The sequence below is a fragment of the Komagataeibacter sp. FXV3 genome (assembly GCF_015155755.1).
Taxonomy (GTDB): domain Bacteria; phylum Pseudomonadota; class Alphaproteobacteria; order Acetobacterales; family Acetobacteraceae; genus Komagataeibacter.
Genome location: NZ_VWPI01000049.1, coordinates 1 through 19,271, shown reverse-complemented (window position 1 = coordinate 19,271; position 19,271 = coordinate 1). Strand labels below are relative to the sequence as shown.

General features: G+C 63.0%; 18 protein-coding genes. 6 read left to right on the top strand and 12 right to left on the bottom strand.

Annotated elements, in window-relative coordinates; genetic code table 11:
• Positions 1-87: 87 nt before the first annotated feature.
• The 8 genes from F1542_RS05165 to pdxH form a co-directional block, all read right to left on the bottom strand.
• Positions 88-579, bottom strand: a complete 492-nt coding sequence (locus F1542_RS05165) for a DUF934 domain-containing protein (protein ID WP_019084829.1) — start codon at positions 577-579, stop codon at positions 88-90.
• Positions 566-2,254: a nitrite/sulfite reductase gene (locus tag F1542_RS05160; protein WP_193732105.1), complete on the bottom strand. Its 1,689-nt coding sequence runs from the start codon at positions 2,252-2,254 to the stop codon at positions 566-568. The genes F1542_RS05165 and F1542_RS05160 overlap by 14 nt, the downstream gene beginning before the upstream one ends.
• Positions 2,244-2,573 (bottom strand): DUF2849 domain-containing protein, encoded by a 330-nt coding sequence (locus tag F1542_RS05155; protein ID WP_193732104.1) that lies wholly within the window; start codon positions 2,571-2,573, stop codon positions 2,244-2,246. The genes F1542_RS05160 and F1542_RS05155 overlap by 11 nt, the downstream gene beginning before the upstream one ends.
• 142 nt (positions 2,574-2,715) lie before the next feature.
• Positions 2,716-4,602, bottom strand: coding sequence for an adenylyl-sulfate kinase (cysC, locus tag F1542_RS05150; protein WP_193732103.1), 1,887 nt, complete (start codon positions 4,600-4,602; stop codon positions 2,716-2,718).
• A gap of 25 nt (positions 4,603-4,627) precedes the next feature.
• Positions 4,628-5,422: a sulfate adenylyltransferase subunit CysD gene (gene cysD, locus F1542_RS05145; RefSeq protein ID WP_019084833.1), complete on the bottom strand. Its 795-nt coding sequence runs from the start codon at positions 5,420-5,422 to the stop codon at positions 4,628-4,630.
• A gap of 80 nt (positions 5,423-5,502) precedes the next feature.
• Positions 5,503-6,195, bottom strand: coding sequence for a phosphoadenylyl-sulfate reductase (locus F1542_RS05140; RefSeq protein WP_193732102.1), 693 nt, complete (start codon positions 6,193-6,195; stop codon positions 5,503-5,505).
• 169 nt (positions 6,196-6,364) lie between these two features.
• Positions 6,365-7,210, bottom strand: a complete 846-nt coding sequence (locus F1542_RS05135; RefSeq protein WP_019084835.1) for a universal stress protein — start codon at positions 7,208-7,210, stop codon at positions 6,365-6,367.
• A 130-nt stretch (positions 7,211-7,340) separates the two neighbouring features.
• Positions 7,341-7,946 carry a pyridoxamine 5'-phosphate oxidase gene (gene pdxH / locus F1542_RS05130; protein WP_193732101.1) on the bottom strand — a complete coding sequence of 202 codons (606 nt, stop codon included), beginning with the start codon at positions 7,944-7,946 and terminating at the stop codon, positions 7,341-7,343.
• Between the two features lie 210 nt (positions 7,947-8,156).
• Between pdxH and fabI the strand changes: the two genes are divergently transcribed.
• Positions 8,157-8,996, top strand: coding sequence for an enoyl-ACP reductase FabI (gene fabI, locus F1542_RS05125; protein ID WP_193732100.1), 840 nt, complete (start codon positions 8,157-8,159; stop codon positions 8,994-8,996).
• Between the two features lie 9 nt (positions 8,997-9,005).
• Positions 9,006-10,097, top strand: coding sequence for a chorismate synthase (gene aroC / locus F1542_RS05120; RefSeq protein ID WP_193732099.1), 1,092 nt, complete (start codon positions 9,006-9,008; stop codon positions 10,095-10,097).
• 45 nt (positions 10,098-10,142) lie between these two features.
• Here the strand turns inward: aroC and F1542_RS05115 are convergent, their stop codons facing one another.
• Complete coding sequence (locus F1542_RS05115) at positions 10,143-10,574, bottom strand: OsmC family protein (protein WP_193732098.1); 432 nt, start codon at positions 10,572-10,574, stop codon at positions 10,143-10,145.
• Between the two features lie 274 nt (positions 10,575-10,848).
• On the opposite strand from F1542_RS05115, the gene rpsB reads away from it, so the two are divergent.
• From rpsB to parC, 4 genes are all read left to right on the top strand, one after another.
• Positions 10,849-11,634, top strand: coding sequence for a 30S ribosomal protein S2 (gene rpsB / locus F1542_RS05110; RefSeq protein ID WP_039734321.1), 786 nt, complete (start codon positions 10,849-10,851; stop codon positions 11,632-11,634).
• A gap of 109 nt (positions 11,635-11,743) precedes the next feature.
• Positions 11,744-12,649 (top strand): translation elongation factor Ts, encoded by a 906-nt coding sequence (gene tsf / locus F1542_RS05105; RefSeq protein WP_193732097.1) that lies wholly within the window; start codon positions 11,744-11,746, stop codon positions 12,647-12,649.
• A 49-nt stretch (positions 12,650-12,698) separates the two neighbouring features.
• Positions 12,699-13,490 (top strand): DNA repair protein RecO, encoded by a 792-nt coding sequence (gene recO / locus F1542_RS05100; RefSeq protein WP_193732096.1) that lies wholly within the window; start codon positions 12,699-12,701, stop codon positions 13,488-13,490.
• 61 nt (positions 13,491-13,551) lie between these two features.
• Positions 13,552-15,768, top strand: a complete 2,217-nt coding sequence (gene parC / locus F1542_RS05095; RefSeq protein ID WP_193732095.1) for a DNA topoisomerase IV subunit A — start codon at positions 13,552-13,554, stop codon at positions 15,766-15,768.
• 7 nt (positions 15,769-15,775) lie between these two features.
• Here parC and F1542_RS05090 read toward each other — a convergent pair whose 3' ends face one another.
• The 3 genes from F1542_RS05090 to F1542_RS05080 all read right to left on the bottom strand — a co-directional run bounded on the left by F1542_RS05090 (position 15,776) and on the right by F1542_RS05080 (position 19,256).
• Positions 15,776-16,558 (bottom strand): arginyltransferase, encoded by a 783-nt coding sequence (locus F1542_RS05090; RefSeq protein ID WP_193732094.1) that lies wholly within the window; start codon positions 16,556-16,558, stop codon positions 15,776-15,778.
• Between the two features lie 138 nt (positions 16,559-16,696).
• Positions 16,697-17,689, bottom strand: coding sequence for a porphobilinogen synthase (gene hemB / locus F1542_RS05085; protein ID WP_193732093.1), 993 nt, complete (start codon positions 17,687-17,689; stop codon positions 16,697-16,699).
• Between the two features lie 85 nt (positions 17,690-17,774).
• On the bottom strand, positions 17,775-19,256 hold the full coding sequence (locus tag F1542_RS05080; RefSeq protein ID WP_408886233.1) for an amino acid permease: 1,482 nt from the start codon (positions 19,254-19,256) through the stop codon (positions 17,775-17,777).
• Positions 19,257-19,271: the final 15 nt, after the last annotated feature.

Below are 19,271 nucleotides of genomic sequence, written 5' to 3'. Positions count from 1 at the left end.
GAAAGCACGGTGGTTGCGCATGTCCCTGCGGTAACACGCCCTGTCAGATGGGAAAAGGATGCAGGGCCTTCCTTTCCCATCATGTCATCAGGACAGGAAGCGGCGCAGCCCCAGCCCCTGCCTGCGTTCATGCAGGACGGAGGGCTGATAGGCGACGGAAATGATTTCGTGCGCCTGCTGCCATACGCTTATGTCTTCCGCGCGCTCGGTCTGAACGGTGGTGACGCCACAGCGCAGCATGAATTCGTACTGGTCCGGAAGTGGCTTGCCGGTCGCCCGGATTTCCCCCGTAAATGACAGGTGTTCACGCAGTGCGCGGGCCTGCGTGAAGGCACGCCCGTCACGGAAGGTCGTGAACGTGACCGCCACCAGGCCAAGGCGCGGCAGGGCAGGGCGCAGCAGGGACACATCCACATCCGGCCCGATGGTGACGCCCAGCGGCGCATCCGCCCCGCGTGCCAGGCCTTCTTCCAGCCGTGCGAAGGGCACGATCACCGCGCCAGTCGCCGGAAGGGGCGCGTCTTCGGTTACCGTGACCCAGGTGTCATCCTTGATGTGGCCATTCTCAAGCAGGGGCATAGACAGCGTCCTTGAAGCTGGCGGCGCCAAGACGCCGGTAGGTATCGATAAACTGCTCGTCACCCTGACGCAGCACCAGATAGGTATCAATCAGGCGGGCAATGGCATCGACCGTCTCGTCTTCCGGCAGCGCCGGGCCGATGATCTGGCCAATGGCCACGTCATTGGCCGCCGAACCACCAAGGGTCAACTGGAAGAATTCCTCGCCGCGCTTGTCCACCCCAAGGATGCCGATATGACCCGCATGGTGGTGCCCGCAGGCATTGATGCAGCCCGATATGTTGATATGCAGCCGGCCGATGCGTTCCTGCAGTTCCGGATCGGCAAAGCGGGCGCTGAGCTTCTGCGCGATCGGAATGGAACGCGCATTGGCCAGTGAGCAGTAATCCAGCCCGGGGCAGGCGATGATATCGCCCACCAGCCCGATATTGGGCGTGCCCAGACCGGCCGCGACCAGCTTGCCCCACAGTTCGTGCAGACGGTCCTTGCGCACATGGCCCAGCACCACGTTCTGCATGTGTGTGACGCGGATTTCACCAAACGACCAGCCATCGGCCAGTTCGGCGATCAGGTCCATCTGGTCCGCCGTGACATCACCAGGGATGCCGCCATCGGGCTTGATGGAAATGACGGCGCTTATGAAACCGTCATTGCGATGCGGATGGGTATTGGTGCGCACCCAGCGGTCAAAGGCAGGGTCGGCCTTGCGGTCGGCGGCAAGTTTCTGCGCCGCATCCGCCGGGGCCACCAGTTCGGGAATGCCGAAACGCGCGCGGATGCCATCAACAATGGCGGGATCCAGACGGTAATCCGCCCGGTCCATCAGCGCGAATTCCGCATCGACCTTTTCACGGAACGCCTCGACACCCAGCGCCTGGACAAGGATCTTGATCCGGGCCTTGTACATGTTGTCGCGGCGGCCATAGGCGTTATACACGCGCACGATGGCCTCAAGGTAGGCAACAAGGTCCTCTTCAGGCAGGTTGTCACGCAGCTGCACGCCAATGATCGGCGTGCGGCCAAGCCCGCCACCCACGAACACGTCAAACACCGGCCGACCCTGCGCACCGGGGCGGGCGACCAGCCCGATGTCGTGGAAGCGGGCCGCGACGCGGTCATGCGGGCTGCCGCTGATCGCGATCTTGAACTTGCGCGGCAGGAACGAGAATTCCGGGTGCAGCGTGGACCACTGGCGCAGGATCTCGGCATGGATGCGCGGGTCCAGCAGTTCATCGGCGGCAGCGCCCGCGAACTCGTCACACGTCACGTTGCGGATGCAGTTGCCGCTGGTCTGGATGGCGTGCATGTCCACGTCCGCCAGATGCTGGAGAATATCGGGTGTATCCTCCAGCCGGATCCAGTTGAACTGGATGTTCTGGCGCGTGGTGAAATGCCCGTAATCGCGGTCATATGTGCGCGCGATATGGGCCAGCATGCGCATCTGGTCCGACCCCATCATGCCATAGGGTACCGCAACGCGCAGCATGTAGGCATGAAGCTGCAGGTACAGGCCGTTCATCAGGCGAAGCGGCTTGAATTCATCCTCGCTCAGGTCGCCCTTGACACGGCGGTTCACCTGTTCGCGGAACTGCGCCACGCGCTGGGACAGGAAAGTACGGTCCACCTGGTCATAGGCATACCGGCCAACCGGCAGGGGTGCGGTGTCAGTGGACATTGGATGTCTCCACAGGGGCAAAATCAGGATGGACACTCGGCCCGAACGCACGGATGCGCTCACGTACCGTAAGCGGGGACAGGCCCGCAGCCGACGGGTCAAGCTGCACGCCATAGATACCCACCAGCCTGCGTGCATCCGGCGTGGCCTTGGCCTGCGCTATCGCGCCTTCGATATCCGCATTGTCAAAAACACGGGCATGCCCGATATGTTCCGACCATCCCTGCTGTGTCAGCCAGACGATGCGGCCATCAAGCAGGCGGTTGGCGGTAATGACGCTGGCACCGGTCGTATCCCGGCGGTTGTTCCTGACATCCACTTGTGAACCGATCCTTTCCAGGCAACAGGCGATCTATCTGTCGTGACTGGTACAAAAAGGCGCCAGACATGTAAACTGGCGCCTGTAATCTAAAACCCGGTCCTGCATGGGGCCGGACAGGTCCTGCCCGACCCCGCTGGCATCAGGACTTCTGGCGCTGGACCGCCCCGTCAAGGCGGGTTTCCTCACCAATGAAGGCGGCGAGGCGTGCTGCCGTCTCATCGCTTGACGCATTGGCCGTTTCCAGCCGCAGGGCGGGCTTCACGGGTGCTTCATACGGCGCATCGATGCCGGTGAAGCCTTCGATCTTGCCCGCGCGGGCGGCTGCATACAGCCCCTTGGGGTCGCGCTCTTCACACGTGGCCTGCGGCGTGTCGATGAAGATTTCATGAAAACCCTCACCCACGATCTGGCGTGCCAGTTCGCGGTCCGCAATGGTGGGGGAGATCAGGGCAACGATCACCACCTGACCGCTTTCCGCAAGGATGCGGGCCACGGCGGCGGCGCGGCGCACGTTTTCACGACGGTCCGCTTCGGAAAAGCCAAGGTCCGAACACAGGCCCGCGCGCAGCGTGTCACCATCCAGAACCGAAACATCGACCCCGCGTGCGAACAGGCGCGTTTCCGCCCCGCGCGCCAGCGTGCTCTTGCCCGCGCCCGGCAGGCCGGTCATCCAGAACACGCCACCACGGTGGCCCTTTGCCTGTGCGCGGTCCCACAGCGACACGGCGCTGTCGGTCGGGTGGATGGCATTGCGCCCCGCGACACTTTCGGCAATACCGATCAGCGGCGCGCCGCCGACGATCTGCTGGTTGCGGTCCACCAGCACGCCACGTCCGTCCGATGTGCCCGGCACGAATGCGTCGAACAGCATGGTTTCGGAAACCGCCAGCGTGATTTCGGCAAAGCCTTCGGGCGGCACTTCCTCGGCCGGGTGTTCGGTCAGGTCTTCCAGGCGCACCACGGAATCAATCGCCGCCACCGTGACCTGGTGTTCCGCCGTGGCAAGACGCAGCTTGAAGCTTTCGCCCACGCGCAGCGGTTCCTGACGCAGCCAGAACAAGCGCGTGCGGATGCGCGCCGCACGCAGGGGGGCGGCGGATGCGGGATACAGGAAGTCGCCCCGGTCGGGAATGACATCGGGTTCCAGCGTCACGGCCACGGACTGGCCCGCAATGGCGGCCACCTGCGGGGCTGTGTGCCAGCTTTCGATGGTGGCGATGCGCGCGCGCGCGCCATGCACGCCAATCACCACCTCATCGCCCACGCGGATGCGGCCGCGTTCGATACGGCCCACGACAATACGCTTGGTGTCGAAACGGTAGACATCCTGCACCGGCAGGCGCAGCGGCAGGTCGGCGCGCGATGACGGGGCGGGAACGGCGGCCAGCGCCTCGGTCAGGGTCGGGCCCTTGTACCACGGCATCTTGTCGGAACGCGACGCCATGTTGTCGCCTTCACGCGCGGAGGCGGGGACAAACACCGTCGGTTCGATTTCAAGCTGGTGCAGGAGTGCGGTGATGTCGCGCTCGGCGGCTTCGATCTTCTTCTGGTCGTAGTTGAAGATATCAACCTTGTTCATCAGCACGATGACATGGCGGATGCCGATCAGGCGCAGCAGCATGGCGTGGCGGCGGGTCTGTTCCTGAGCGCCTTCATTCGCGTCAACCACCAGGACTGCGGCTTCGGCATCAGCCGCACCGGTGATCATGTTGCGCAGGAACTGACGGTGGCCCGGCGCATCCACGATCACGAACTGGCGCGTGCCCAGCCGGAAGGGAATGCGGGTGGAATCAACGGTCACGCCCTGGTCACGTTCGATCTGCAGGCTGTCGAGCAGGAAGCTCCATTCAACCGTAAGCCCGCGCTTCTTGCTGGATTCAATGATCTGCGCGACACGCCCGTCGGGCAGGCTGTCGGTATCATACAGCAGGCGACCGATCAGCGTGGACTTGCCATGGTCGACATGGCCCACGATCACGATGGGGGTGGCGGCTTCCTGCGGGGCAGGGGTCGGGATTGTACTCATTGTAATATAACTCCGTCCTGTCCGATCAGAGGTAGCCGGCCACGCGCAGGCGTTCGAACGCGTCCTCGGACTCATGGTCCATGGCACGTCCCGCGCGTTCGGATGTGCGCGACGTTTCCAGTTCCGCAATCACTTCGGCCACGGTGGTCGCGTTGCTTTCCACCGGGCTGGTGATGTCCTGGTCCCCCAGCGAGCGGTAGCGCTTGCCGTCCTTTGCGAAATACAGGTCAACCAGCGGGATGTCCTCGCGCTCGATATAACGCCAGATGTCAATTTCACGCCATGACAGCAGGGGGTGGACGCGCACATGCATGCCGGGTTCGTGCGGGGTGGCGTACTGGTCCCAGAATTCGGGCGGCTGGTTGCGCACGTCCCACTTGTGGCCTGCGCCACGGGGGCTGAACACGCGTTCCTTGGCACGGGTGGCCTGTTCATCACGGCGGATGCCCGCGATCACGCCCGCCAGCTTGTACTTGTCGATCATCGCGGCAAGGCCCGCGGTCTTGCGCGCGGCAGAACGTGCGGCGGGCGGCAGGGTTGGGTCGATGTCTTCCACCGGCGGGCAGTCGCCCAGCAGCAGTTCCAGGTTCCACTTCTTGGTATATTCATCGCGGAACTTGTACATTTCCGGGAATTTCTTGCCGGTATCGACATGCATGACCGGGAACGGCACGTTGCCAAGGAATGCCTTGCGCGCCAGCCACAGCATGACGTTGGAATCCTTGCCCAGCGACCACAGCATCGCCAGCGGCTTCAGCTTCCGGTAGGCTTCGCGCAGGATGAAGATGCTCTGGGCCTCTAGTTGGTCGAGATCGTCCATGGAATTACAGACCTTCCGTAACAGGAAAGAAAACAGGGAAAACTGGCGGCCTCAGCCCGGCCGGTGCGGTGGCGTCCGTTTCAGGATGCCTTGCGGACATGGATACCACATTCCGTCTTGTTCTGCCCGGCCCAGCGGCCCTGACGCGGGTCCTCGCCTTCGGCCACGGGCCGTGTGCATGGCGCGCACCCGATCGAGGGATAGCCCCGCAGCGTCAGCGGATGGCGCGGCAGGTTGCGGCGCGTCATTTCGGCATCAAGTTCGCGCGGGGTCCAACTGATCAGCGGGTTGATCTTGATCTTGCCGCCGGGCGCGTCCTCCACCACCGGCAGGCCCTGCCGGGTCGCGGCCTGGGTGCGCTTGCGGCCCGTGATCCATGCATCAAAGGGGATCATGGCTTCATCCAGCGGTTCGACCTTGCGCAATGCACAGCAGGCATCCGGGTCGAAGGCCCATAGCTGGCCTTCGGGGTCGCGGCGTTCGATCTGTCGGGGGGCGGGGTGCAGGTCACGCACGTCGCGCAGGCCCAGCACGCGGGCCAGTTCCTGCCGGTAAGCCAGCGTTTCGGGGAAATGCTGGCCCGTTTCAAGGAACAGGACCGGCACGGCGGGATCGATTTCGGCCGCCAGCGCCAGCATGACGGCTGATTCGGCCCCGAAGGATGAAACAAGCGCAATACGTCCGCGCAGCCGCGTCAGGGCAACACGAAGCACGTCGGAGGCATTTTCCCCCGCCTGCTTCAGTTCTGCCATAATGTCCGCATTAATGCGCATAATCTCCCCCCAGACCGGATTTTACACTAGGCTATGGCGTTCTTTTCCCCGCCACACCTAATCCCCGCGGTTTGTAAAATCAAGGCATGGTCCGGCATTTACACATAATAATACGCATATTTCACGACGGGGATACGAATGTTGCGGGATATGGTGGCCGATCCGTTCCTCAGCGGCTCATGATAACGATAATATCGCTGTTTTCCAGCATATGGCGGGTGACGCCACCCAGAATCATCTGACGCAGGCGGGAATGGGAATACGCCCCCATGACCATCATGTCCGCACCCAGCGTATGGGCCATGTCCAGCATGTCTTCACCCACCGGGCGGGAATCACTACCGAATTCGTGAATATTGGCCATGATGCCATGCAATGACAGAAATGACCGTACATGCCGTGCTTCGGGACCGGGGCGCTGATAGGCGGGGCTGTGCAGGATATGCACCGCTTCCGCCCGCTTGAGCAGCGGCAGGGCGTGATGGATGGCGGATGCGGCTTCCGACGTGCCATTCCAGCCGATGCAGATGCGCCTGCCGATGGTCGGCGGCGCCACGGGCGGCACGATGATCACCCCGCGCCCGCTTTCGAACAGGATGGCGTGCAGCGTGTCGGATGAGGAGACATCCCCCTCCGGATTGGGCTGGCGCAGGACCACGATATCGGACAGGCGCGCCTGAAAGGACACGACACTGCGGGTATGGCCGCTATGGGCGATGAAACTTGCGGACAGGCCGGACATGCCCACTGGCGAAAGGGGGGAGTCCACCGCCACGACCGGGATCTGTTCGCGGGTGACGAATGCGTCAAACAGGCCACGCACGCCGTTGAGGCGCGCGGCACTCTCCTTCAGCGCGGACGCGATCATGTCCTGCACCATCGCGCCCGACAGGCCTTCGCCCACCAATGGGCCGACTTCCTGCATGTCGGTGCCCACATGCAGTACGGCCAGATGGGCATCGAACATGCGGGCAATCGCGCCACCCACGTCCAGCGCGCTTTCCGCGTGGCTCATCCCCGCCAGTGGCAACAGTATCCTGCGTATGCACATGCGCCGCCTCCTGATCCGTTCATGGGGCGTGCGGTCCGTCTGGCGGGTGCGACACGCCCCTTGATGGATGAAAACGGATCAGGGGGCGTTAAGTTCAGGGATAAAGGCGTTCCATCGTCCAGCCATCGGCTGTCCGGTCCCACACGGCGCGGTCATGCAGGCGATAGGGACGGTCCTGCCAGAATTCGAAATGCTGCGGCACGACGCGAAAGCCGCTCCAGTTGGCGGGGCGGGGAATGACGGCGTCGGGATCAGGGTAGCGGGCTTCAAGGTCTGCCACCGCATTCTCGAACACGGCGCGGTCGGGCAGGGGGTGGGACTGGTTGGACGCAATCGCGCCCAGACGCGACACCCGGCTGCGGCTGGCGAAATAGGCGTCGGCCTCGGCCGCGGTCACGGGTTCCACCGCGCCCTCGATACGGATCTGGCGGCGGATGCTTTTCCAGTGGAACAGCAGGGCAGCGTACGGGTTGGCCTTCAGTTCGGCCGCCTTGCGGCTGTTGAGGTTGGTGTAGAAAACAAATCCCCGCCGGTCCGCGCCCTTGAGCAGGATCATCCGCACCGAAGGCCGTCCGTCAGCCGTGGCCGTAGCCAGCGCCATGGCGTTCGGGTCGTTGGGTTCGTGCGCTGTCGCGTCACGCATCCACGCGTCAAACAGGTCGAACGGGTCAGCGGCAAGGTCGATCAGGGGAAGGGTCATGGGGTCGGGGTTCCGTAACGCTGAATGCCTTGTACCCGCCTGTGCCGGATGTGGGCGGCGCAGGGATACGAAACATATGGAAACATAAGGTAAGTTACCATGTGACAATTATTGGCTACAATTAGCGCAATCGGCATCTTGTCCAAAACGGCAGCTTGTGCAACCACGAGGCCGAAATTTCATCCGTCATTTACCATTAAGGATACCAGCATGTCAGACGGCGCGCCCAAAATCGCCATCAAGGGTTCATTGATGAAAGGCAAGCGGGGCCTTGTCATGGGTGTTGCGAATGACCGCTCCATCGCATGGGGCATCGCGCGCGCCGTGGCCGAGCAGGGGGGCGAACTTGCCTTTACCTATCAGGGCGAGGCGCTGGGCAAGCGCGTGCGTCCGCTGGCTGAAAGCGTTGGATCGACGCTGGTGCTGCCGTGCGACGTGACCGATGACGCCGCCATGGACGAGACATTTGCCGCGATCGAGAAGGAATGGGGCAAGATCGACTTTCTTGTCCATGCCATCGGCTGGGCGGACAAGCAGTTCCTGCGCGGGCGGTATGTCGACACCCCCCGTGACGCCTTCCTCAAGGCGATGGACATTTCGTGTTATTCCTTCACTGCTGTCGCCCGGCGCGCGGCCGCAATCATGAACCCCGGCGGGTCGCTGCTGACGCTGACCTATCTGGGGGCCGAGCGCGTCATGCCGCATTACAATGTGATGGGTGTGGCCAAGGCGGCGCTGGAGGCATCGGTACGCTACATGGCGGTTGACCTTGGTGGTGATGGCATCCGCGTCAATGGCATTTCCGCGGGGCCGGTCATGACGCTGGCTGCCAATGGCATTGGCGATTTCCGCTATATCCTCAAGTGGAACCAGTACAACTCCCCGCTGGAACGCAATGTGTCGCTGGAAGAAGTTGGGGGTGCGGGGCTGTACATGCTGTCCGACCTGTCGGGTGGCGTTACGGGTGAAATCCACCATGTTGATTCCGGCTACCATATTGTCGGCATGAAAAACCCCACCGCGCCGGACATCACGGTCGCGGGCAACTGATCGCACCCCATGTCGTACAATACCTTCGGCCACCTGTTCCGTGTCACCACATGGGGTGAAAGCCATGGCCCGGCCATCGGCTGCGTGATTGACGGCTGCCCGCCGCGTGTCCCGCTGGATGTGGCGGATATCCAGCCCTGGCTGGACCGCCGCAGGCCCGGTCAGTCGAAATTCACCACCCAGCGGCAGGAAGCCGATCAGGTCGAGATCCTGTCCGGCGTGTTCGAGGGCAGGACAACCGGCACCCCGATCTCGCTGGTCATCCGCAATACCGACCAGCGTTCACGTGATTATGGCGATATCGCAACCCGTTACCGTCCCGGTCATGCCGATGTCGCCTATGACATGAAATACGGCATCCGTGACTATCGGGGTGGCGGCCGTTCCTCGGCCCGGGAAACGGCCATGCGGGTCGCGGCGGGGGCCGTGGCGCGCAAGGTGCTGGGGGATATGGTCAGCATCCGTGGCGCGCTGGTGCAGGTCGGGCCACATGCGGTCGACCGTGCGCGGATGGACTGGGAAATTGTGAATGACAATCCGCTGTTCTGCCCGGATGCGACGATCCTGCCGGTGTGGGAAGAATACCTGTCTGATATCCGCAAGAAGGGATCGTCCATCGGTGCGGTGATCGAGGTCGTGGCCCAAGGCATACCGCCCGGACTGGGCGCGCCGATCTATGGCAAGCTGGATTCCGATCTCGCCATGGCATTGATGAGCATCAACGCCGTCAAGGGTGTCGAGATCGGGGAAGGGTTTGCCTCCGCCTGCCTGACGGGGGAAGAAAACGCGGACCCGATGCGCATGGAAAATGGCCAAATCCGGTTCGCGTCCAACCATGCCGGTGGCGTGCTGGGGGGCATTTCCACTGGCCAGCCGGTCGTGGCGCGCTTCGCGGTCAAGCCGACCAGTTCGATCCTGACGCCCGTGCCCTCCGTCACGCGTGAGGGCGAGAACGTGGATGTCATGACCAAGGGGCGGCATGACCCCTGTGTCGGCATTCGTGCCGTGCCGGTGGGTGAAGCGATGATGGCCTGCGTTCTGGCCGATCACCTGCTGCGCCATCGGGGGCAGGTGGGCAATCAGGATCCGGTTGTCCTGTAAAAAATCTGGCGCGGAACCCCGGTTCGTTCCGCGCCGCCTGCTGGATCAGCCTTTCAGCTTCGCGTCCAGCGTGATTGTCGCGTCAAACAGTTTCGAGACGGGACAGCCTGCTTTCGCCTTTTCCGCCAGTTCCTTGAACTGTGCTTCGGTGGCGCCGGGAATTTCGGCTTCCAGCGTCAGTTTCGCATGGGTGATGGCAAATCCTTCCCCCTGCTTGTCCAGTACGATTTCGGATTTCGCGTCCAGTGATTTTGGCGTAAGTCCCGCGCCGCCAAGGATACCCGACAGCGCCATGGCGAAGCATGCGGCGTGGGCTGCGCCCAGCAGTTCCTCGGGGTTGGTGCCGGGCTTGTCCTCGAAACGGGTATTGAAACCATAGGGCTGGTTCTTGAGCGAACCGCTCTGGGTCGAGATTTCGCCCTTGCCGTCCTTCAGTCCGCCTGACCAGTGTGCCGTCGCAAATTTCGTGATCGCCATTACGCTTTGATCCCCTGTTTCATGTTGCAATACGGGCGTGACGCCCGTCCGGATGACAGGCATCCCTTGCACGGGGCAACCACCCCGCTTGCGAAAAGTTGCATCACGATGCGGCCGGGGCCAACAGCGCCCTTGCAATATGCGCCAAAAACAGCCATATCCCGCCACGGTCCCACGTCGGGGCCAATTCGCACGTGAAGCCAAGACCTCTGGTGTCCTTGAAAAACAGGGCGTGCTTCACGGAGGATAAACCAGACACAAGGATTTAGCCGACATGGCGATGCCTGAATTCACCATGCGCCAGCTGCTTGAAGCCGGCGTGCACTTCGGTCACCACACCCGCCGCTGGAACCCGCGCATGGCGCCATACCTGTTCGGTGTGCGCAACCAGGTCCACATCATCGACCTGCAGCAGACCGTTCCCATGCTGGACCGTGCGCTCAAGGCGATCCGTGACACCGTGGCCGGTGGCGGCCGCGTGCTGTTCGTCGGCACCAAGCGCGCAGCAGCCGACCAGGTGGCCGAAGCGGCCAAGCGTTGCGGCCAGTATTACGTCAACCACCGCTGGCTGGGCGGCATGCTGACGAACTGGAAGACCATCACCGGTTCGATCAAGCGCCTGCGCGGCATTGACGACATGCTGGAAAACGGCACCCAGGGCCTGACCAAGAAAGAAGTCCTGGACATCACCCGCGACCGTGAGAAGCTGGAGCGTTCGCTCGGCGGTATCAAGGAAATGGGCGGCCTGCCGGACATCCTGTTCGTGATCGACACGAACAAGGAAAAGCTGGCGGTTGAAGAAGCCAACAAGCTGGGTATCCCGGTTGTAGCCGTGCTGGACAGCAACTCCGACCCGCGTGGCGTGACCTATCCGATCCCGGGCAACGATGACGCCATCCGCGCCATTGCCCTGTATTGCGAACTGGTGTCGTCCGCTGTCCTCGACGGTATCTCCGCCGAGCTGGGTGCATCGGGTGAAGACTTCGGTGCGTCCGAGGAACTGCCGGTTGACCCCGCCGTGGAAACGGCCGTGACGGAAGCCGCCGCAAGCGCGGAATGAAAATGGACGCCGGGGCAGGCTGAAACAGGCCGCCCGGCGTAACTGACACAGCAAGGACACGCCCTGCAGCGATGCGGGGCGTGCGCCTGTCGTGAGGAGTATCAGGATAATGGCGCAGATTACCGCAGCCCTCGTCAAGGAACTTCGTGAGAAGACCGGCGCGGGCATGATGGATTGCAAGAAGGCCCTTAACGAAGCCGAAGGCGATATCGAAGGCGCAATCGACTGGCTGCGCAAGAAGGGCCTGTCGGCCGCCGCCAAGAAGTCCGGCCGCGTTACGGCCGAAGGCTTGGTTGGCGTGGCGCAGACCGATCTCAAGGCTGCCATGGTCGAGATCAATGCCGAAACCGACTTCGTCGCCCGCAACGAGCATTTCCAGAACTTCGTCTCCGAAGTGGCCCATGCCGCGCTGAGCGTTGGCGACGATCTGGAAAAGCTGAAGACCGCCGTGCTGAAAAGCGGCCGCAGCGTTGCCGATGAACTGACGCACCTGATCGCCACCATTGGTGAAAACATGTCCATCCGCCGCGCGCGCGTGCTAAGCGTGCCGTCGGGCGTGGTCGCGACCTACGTGCATTCCGCCGTAAGCCCCGGCCTGGGCAAGATTGGCGTGCTGGCTGCCGTTGAGGCACCGACCGCCAGCGAAGCGATGGAAGACCTTGGCCGTCGCATCGGCATGCATGTTGCCGCGACCCGTCCGGCAGCACTGGATGTGGACAGCGTTGACCCGCAGGCGCTTGAGCGTGAGCGCGCGGTGCTGGTGGAACAGGCCAAGGCTTCGGGCAAACCCGACGCGATCATTGAAAAGATGGTCGATGGCCGTATCCGCAAGTTCTATGAAGAAGTTGTGCTGCTGGAACAGGTCTGGGTGCATGATGGCGAAAGCCGCGTGCGCAAGATCGTGGAAAAGGCAGGCGCCAAGCTGACCGGTTTCGACCGCTTCCAGCTGGGTGAAGGCATCGAGAAGGAAGAAAACGACTTTGCCGCCGAAGTGGCAAAGGCTGCTGGCAACTGATCACGTTGCCGGTTTCCGGTTTTCTTTGCGCAAGGGCGGGTGCTTCCTGATGGAATGGGAGGCACCCGCCCTTGTGCTTTCCGCCACCCCGTATGGGGAAGGCAGCGCAATTGCGCATGTCCTGACGGGCGAATACGGGCTGTATCATGGACTGGCCCGTGGGGGTTCATCCAGCCGGGGCCGGGCGGTCTGGCAGACTGGTAACCTTGTCCGCGCGCGCTGGACCGCCCGGCTGCCCGAACAGCTGGGCAATATCACGGCGGAAACGGTCCATGCCTCCGCGGCCCGCATACTGGACGCGCCGCTGCCACTGGCCATGCTGGCGTCGTTATGCGCGCTGGCTGATGGCTGCCTGCCGGAACGCGAACCCCATCCCGCCATATTTCACGGACTGGCCAGCCTGCTGGCGCGGATCAGCCTTGACCCGCAATGGGCGGTAGCGGAAGCCATGCCTGAAATCGTGCGGTGGGAACTGCTTTTGCTGTCCGAACTAGGTTTCGGGCTGGACCTGACGCACTGCGCCCTTGGTGGCAGTTCAGGCGACCTGCGGTGGGTATCGCCGCGCACAGGGCGGGCGGTATCGGATGAACGCGCGGGCGAATGGCGCAGCCGCCTGCTGCCACTGCCCGGTTTCGTGCTGCACCCCGATCAGGTCGGCACCCCGGTGGACTGGTATGACGGGCTGCGCCTGACCGGGCATTTCCTGCAACGCGACGCTTTTGGCCAGCGGCACCGTCCGGTGCCCGAAGCCCGGTGCAGGCTGCTGGACATGATGGCGCGCGAAGCGGACATTCCCCCGCCGGATGCACCGCCCGACGGGGCGGCGGCCGCTGCTGACTGATTACTACCATTGGACAAAGCGTAAAGTTTCGCTATCTGTTCACCTGCGGGAGGAAGATTGCATGCCTGTGGATACAACAGCCGGTCATATTGAAGATACCAAGCTGGCCGATGCGCTGAGCGAACGGTACCTGGCCTATGCCATGTCAACGATCATGTCGCGCTCGCTGCCTGATGTGCGCGACGGGCTGAAGCCGGTACATCGTCGCATGATCTATGCGATGCAGCAGCTCAAGCTGGACCCGTCGGCCGGGTTCAAGAAATGTGCCCGCGTGGTGGGCGACGTGATCGGTAAATACCATCCGCATGGCGATGCCTCGGTCTATGAGGCGCTGGTGCGGCTGGCACAGGATTTTGCCGTCCGCTACCCGCTGGTGGAAGGGCAGGGCAATTTCGGCTCGATCGACGGTGATAACGCCGCCGCCATGCGATACACGGAATCCCGCCTGACCGAAGTGGCCAAGGCCCTGCTGGAGGGCATTGGCGAGGACTGCGTTGACTTCCGCCCGACCTATGATGGTGAGGAACAGGAACCCGTTGTCCTGCCCGCAGCCTTCCCCAACCTGCTGGCCAACGGGGCGGCAGGGATCGCGGTGGGCATGGCGACCTCCATCCCGCCGCATAACGTGGGTGAGATCTGTGCCGCGGCCCTTGCCCTGATCCGCAAACCCGCCATGACCACGGCGGAACTGCTGAAACATATGCCCGGTCCGGATTTCCCCACCGGCGGTAGCATTGTGGAGGACAGCGACGCCATTGCCCGTGCGTATGAAACCGGACGTGGTTCCTTCCGCATCCGTTCGAAATGGGATGTGGAGCAGGGGCGTTTCGGCACATGGCAGATCGTGGTGACTGAAATCCCGTATCAGGTGCAGAAATCGCGCCTGATCGAACAGGTCGCGGACCTTATGGAACAGAAGAAGCTGCCCCTTCTGGCCGATATCCGCGATGAAAGCACGACCGACATCCGGCTGGTGCTGGAACCCAAGTCGCGCGGGATCGAACCTGCGGTGCTGATGGAAACCCTGTTCCGCGCAACGCAGCTGGAAAGTCGCTTTGGCCTGAACATGAACGTGCTGGGCGCCGATCAGGTGCCCGGCGTGCGCAGCCTGAAGGATGTGCTGCAGGCATGGCTGGACCACCGTCATGACGTATTGCAGCGTCGCAGCGCCAACCGGCTGGCAGCGGTTGACCGGCGTCTGGAAATCCTTGATGGGTTCCTTGCGGTCTATCTCAACCTTGATGAAGTGATCCGCATTGTCCGTGAGGAGGACGACGCGAAGGCCGCCCTGATCGCGACCTTCGATCTTACGGAACTGCAGGCGGAATCGGTCCTGAACATGCGCCTGCGCAGCCTGCGGCGGCTGGAGGAAATGGAAATCCGCGACGAGCATGCGAAGCTGAGCGCGGAAAAGCAGTCCCTGCACGACCTGCTGGATCAGGAAGGATTGCGGTGGAAGCGCATCGCATCCGAAATCAGGGACATCCAGAAAACCTTTGGCGGCGGTGCGCTGGGCAAGCGGCGCAGCCTGCTGGCTGATGCACCGGTTGAAATTGATGTCGAAGCCGCCCTGCCGGTCGAGCGCGACCCGCTGACGGTCATCCTGTCACAGAAGGGGTGGATCCGTACCGTTCGGGGCCATGGGCAGGACCCCGAAGCCCTGAAATTCAAGGAAGGCGACGGCCTGGGCATGGCGGTCGAATGTTACAGCAATGACCGGCTGTGCGTTTTCGCGACCGACGGGCGTGCCTTTACGCTGCGTGTGGCTGACCTGCCGCGCGGACGTGGCGATGGCCAGCCATTGCGGCTGATTATCGACCTGTCCAATGATGAGGACATCATCACGATGTTCCCGGTCGAGGATACGCGCAAGCGCCTGCTGGCTTCCAGCACCGGGCGTGGCATGATCGTGGCGGAATCGGCCATGACGGCGGAAAAGCGCACCGGCAAGCAGGTGCTGAACCTGAAGGACAGGGAAAGTGCGCTGGTCTGCGCGCCCGCCATTGGCGACCATGTTCTGGTACTCGGGCAGAACCGGCGCATGCTGGTCTTCCCGCTGGACCAGTTGCCGGAAATGACGCGCGGCCTTGGCGTAATCCTGCAGAAATACAAGGATGGTGGCCTGCGTGACGCTGTCGTGTTCGCGGCGGATGCCGGTGTGACATGGCCCGATCCCGCCCGCACCCGTTCCTTTGCGGACCTGAAGGATTATCTGGGCAAGCGGGCTGATGTAGGCAGGACGGCCCCCGCCTGGGCCACGCGCAAGCCACGCGCCTGATCGGGCATCAGTCCACCGGGCGGAACAGTCCGTCCGGCAGGAAGGCGCTTTCATTTGCCTGGTACTGCGTCAGGTCCAGATCATGCCATACGCCACGCGTCATGATCTGGGCCGGGCGGAAACGGGCCTTGTAGGCCATTTTCCGGCTCTCGCTGATCCAGTAGCCCAGATACAGGTGGGGCAGGCCAAGCGTGCGGGTGTATTCGATCAGGTGCATGACCGCGAACGTGCCCAGTGAACGCTGCTGCAGCGCGGGATCATAGAAATCATAGACGGCGGAAAGCCCGTCATCCAGTTGGTCCACCAGCGCGACACAGGCCAGCCTGCCGTCGGTATCGCGGAATTCGATCATGAAGGTCTCGATCGGCGTATCCTCGACCATGGCCCGGTAATCGGGAAAGGTCATGGATGCCATGTCACCGCCTTCATGGCGGGTGGACTGGTATGCGCTGAACAGGCTGAACTGTTCGGGTGTTGCGGCGGTGGGAATGCGTTGCGCGCGCAGTCCGGCATTGCGGCGCAGGGCGCGCTGCTGCGTGCGGCTGGGGGCAAAGCGCGCCACGGGCACGCGTATGGGCGTGCACGCCGTGCAGCCCGCGCAGACGGGGGCATAGGCAATGGTGTGGCTGCGGCGGAAACCGGCGCGTGACAGGCGGTTATGGAACGGCACGGCGTCCGGACCGCCAATTTCGGTCACGACCTTGCGTTCCATGCGTCCCGCCAGATAGGGGCAGGGCATGGGCGCCGTGGTATAGAACAGCTGTGGATGCCGTGGCGATGTATAGGTCATGCGCTCTCACCAGCCGGGAAACAGGAAACGGCAGCCCCGCAAACAGGAAAAACAGACTGCCCGTGATCCTAACGGTTATCATATCCTTCCTGTTGCAGGCATCAACTATCCGGCTGCGTACGCGTGGTTTTGTCGTGTTCAGGCGCGCAGCAGGCGGGCGGCGTCCAGCGCGAAATAGGTCAGCACCCCATTGGCGCCCGCACGGCGGAAGGCCATCAGGCTTTCCATGATCACGCGGTCACGGTCCAGCCAGCCATTCTGGATCGCGGCCATCAGCATCGCATATTCGCCCGATACCTGATAGGCGAAGGTCGGTACCGCGAATTCCTGCCGCACGCGCTGGATGACATCCAGATACGGCATCCCCGGCTTGACCATGACCATGTCTGCGCCTTCGCTCAGGTCCAGGGCGACTTCACGCAGGGCCTCATCCGTGTTGGCGGGGTCCATCTGGTATGTCTTCTTGTCACCCTTCAGCAGGCCGCCCGAACCCAGCGCATCACGGAACGGGCCATAGAAAGCACTGGCGTATTTGGCGGCGTAGGACATGATGCGGGTGTTGACCAGCCCGGCTACATCCAGCGCCGTGCGGATGGACCCGATGCGCCCGTCCATCATGTCGGACGGCGCGATGATGTCGATCCCGGCGGCGGCCTGGTTGACGGCCTGTTTCACCAGGATTTCGACCGACGGGTCGTTGACCACGTAGCCATCTTCGATCAGCCCGTCATGGCCATGGCTGGTGTAGGGATCCAGCGCCACGTCGCCGATCAGGCCGATTTCAGGGAATTCCTTCTTCAGCAGGCGCGCGGCCCGGCACATGAGGTTGTCAGGGTTGCCCGCTTCCGTGCCCGCTTCGTCACGCAGGCTGGCGGGCGTGATGGGAAACAGCGCCAGGGCGGGGATGTCCAGCTTCGCCGCCGGTTCCACATGGGCCGCCAGCCGGTCAAGGCTGACGCGCTGCACGCCGGGCATGGAGGAGACATCGGTAACCGAACCCGTGCCCTCGGTCACGAAGATCGGCCAGATCAGGTTATCGGTCGATAGCGTGTTTTCAGACACCAGCCGCCGTGTGAACCGGTCGTGCCGGTTACGGCGCAGCCTTGTTTGGGGAAACTGACCGATATTCATCCAATCCAACTCCATCAGGGAAGGGGCGACTATGATCCTGTCACCGCCCCATGCCAAATTATGATCCGGTAATCCGCCCGTGCATTCAGGATTTCCCGCGCATGGCAGGTATGACCGCGCCCAGCCGGCTGTGGCGTATGCCATACAGTGCATACACAACCAGCCCGATCGCCAGCCAGACAACCAGCCGCAGCCATGTCAGCCTGTCCAGCGAGAGCATCATGATCCCGCAGCTTATGATGCCCGCTACCGGGATTATGTTGCCACCGGGCACGCGGAATACGCGCGGGCGGTCGGGTTCACGCACGCGCAGCACGATAACACCCACGCAGACGATGACAAAGGCCAGCAGCGTGCCGATGGATGTCATGTGCGCCAGCTGTTCGATCGGCAGGAAGGCGGCCAGCGTCCCCGTTACCCCCATGAAGAACAGGTGACACGCGACCGGCGTGCCCAGGCGCGCATGCGTGCGCCCGAACATGGGGGGCAGCAGCCCGTCACGCGCCATGGCGAAAAATACCCGGCTCTGCCCCAGCAGCAGGACAAGGATGACCGACAGGAAGCCGCATATGACGCCGATCTTGACCGCCGCCTGCAGCCAGCCAAAGGGCGTGTGGTCAATGGCGGTGGCCACGGGGGCGGCATCCCCGATCATGTCGCGGTAATTCACCAGTCCAGTCAGCACGAAGGAAAAGGCGATATAGACGAACGTGCAGATCGCAAGGCTGCCCAGCAGGCCAATGGGCATGTCTCGCCCGGGATTGCGCGTCTCCTGCGCCACGGTGGAGACGGCGTCAAACCCCAGATAGGCAAAGAAGATCGTGCCCGCCGCCCGCAGGATGCCCGACAGGCCGTAATGCCCGAACTCCCCCGTATTGGGCGGGATGAAGGGGATATAGTTCGCAGTCTTGATGTAAGGCAGCCCGAAGCCGATCACGGCGGCGATGACCGTAAGCTTGATCGCCACGACAATGGCGTTCAGTCGCGCGGATTCCGAAATCCCGCGCATGAGCAGCACGGACAGGACCATGATGATGAAAACGGCAGGCACGTTGGCAATGCCTTGGACGGGCTGGCCACCGGCCATGCCCACGACCTCGAACGGGGAGGCCGTGAACCGTGGCGAAAGATGGATGCCCCAGCCATCCAGCAGCGAGCGCATGTACCGCGCCCAGCTGACCGATACGGCGGATGCCCCCACCGTATATTCCAGCACAAGGTCCCAGCCGATGATCCAGCCCGCCAGTTCGCCCAGGGCGGCATAGGCATAGACATACGCGCTGCCTGCCGCCGGGATCATGCCCGCCAGTTCCCCGTAACACAGCCCGGCAAAGGCACACGCCACCGCCGCGAGAACGAAGGATATCAGGACCGCAGGCCCGGCATTGCTGCCCGCGGCAACACCGGTCAGTGAAAACAGGCCCGCCCCGATCGTGACCCCGACACCCAGCGCCACCAGGCTTCCGGCGCCCAGAACGCGTTTCAGTCCCGCGTCATCCGCTGGTGCGCCAACGGGCAGGCGGCGCAGCAGGGCGCGTGCGATGCCTGTGTTCATATTGCCACGCATGGGGCGGGGCGGAAG

What these genes read in the sequence shown, in the direction of transcription:
- F1542_RS05165 (WP_019084829.1), bottom strand. Translation starts at nt 579, where the DNA reads ATGCCCCTGCTTGAGAATGGCCACATCAAGGATGACACCTGGGTCACG.
- F1542_RS05160 (WP_193732105.1), bottom strand. Translation starts at nt 2,254, where the DNA reads ATGTCCACTGACACCGCACCCCTGCCGGTTGGCCGGTATGCCTATGAC.
- cysC (WP_193732103.1), bottom strand. Translation starts at nt 4,602, where the DNA reads ATGAGTACAATCCCGACCCCTGCCCCGCAGGAAGCCGCCACCCCCATC.
- cysD (WP_019084833.1), bottom strand. Translation starts at nt 5,422, where the DNA reads ATGGACGATCTCGACCAACTAGAGGCCCAGAGCATCTTCATCCTGCGC.
- F1542_RS05140 (WP_193732102.1), bottom strand. Translation starts at nt 6,195, where the DNA reads ATGCGCATTAATGCGGACATTATGGCAGAACTGAAGCAGGCGGGGGAA.
- F1542_RS05135 (WP_019084835.1), bottom strand. Translation starts at nt 7,210, where the DNA reads ATGAGCCACGCGGAAAGCGCGCTGGACGTGGGTGGCGCGATTGCCCGC.
- pdxH (WP_193732101.1), bottom strand. Translation starts at nt 7,946, where the DNA reads ATGACCCTTCCCCTGATCGACCTTGCCGCTGACCCGTTCGACCTGTTT.
- fabI (WP_193732100.1), top strand. Translation starts at nt 8,157, where the DNA reads ATGTCAGACGGCGCGCCCAAAATCGCCATCAAGGGTTCATTGATGAAA.
- aroC (WP_193732099.1), top strand. Translation starts at nt 9,006, where the DNA reads ATGTCGTACAATACCTTCGGCCACCTGTTCCGTGTCACCACATGGGGT.
- F1542_RS05115 (WP_193732098.1), bottom strand. Translation starts at nt 10,574, where the DNA reads ATGGCGATCACGAAATTTGCGACGGCACACTGGTCAGGCGGACTGAAG.
- rpsB (WP_039734321.1), top strand. Translation starts at nt 10,849, where the DNA reads ATGGCGATGCCTGAATTCACCATGCGCCAGCTGCTTGAAGCCGGCGTG.
- tsf (WP_193732097.1), top strand. Translation starts at nt 11,744, where the DNA reads ATGGCGCAGATTACCGCAGCCCTCGTCAAGGAACTTCGTGAGAAGACC.
- recO (WP_193732096.1), top strand. Translation starts at nt 12,699, where the DNA reads ATGGAATGGGAGGCACCCGCCCTTGTGCTTTCCGCCACCCCGTATGGG.
- parC (WP_193732095.1), top strand. Translation starts at nt 13,552, where the DNA reads ATGCCTGTGGATACAACAGCCGGTCATATTGAAGATACCAAGCTGGCC.
- F1542_RS05090 (WP_193732094.1), bottom strand. Translation starts at nt 16,558, where the DNA reads ATGACCTATACATCGCCACGGCATCCACAGCTGTTCTATACCACGGCG.
- hemB (WP_193732093.1), bottom strand. Translation starts at nt 17,689, where the DNA reads ATGAATATCGGTCAGTTTCCCCAAACAAGGCTGCGCCGTAACCGGCAC.
- F1542_RS05080 (WP_408886233.1), bottom strand. Translation starts at nt 19,256, where the DNA reads ATGCGTGGCAATATGAACACAGGCATCGCACGCGCCCTGCTGCGCCGC.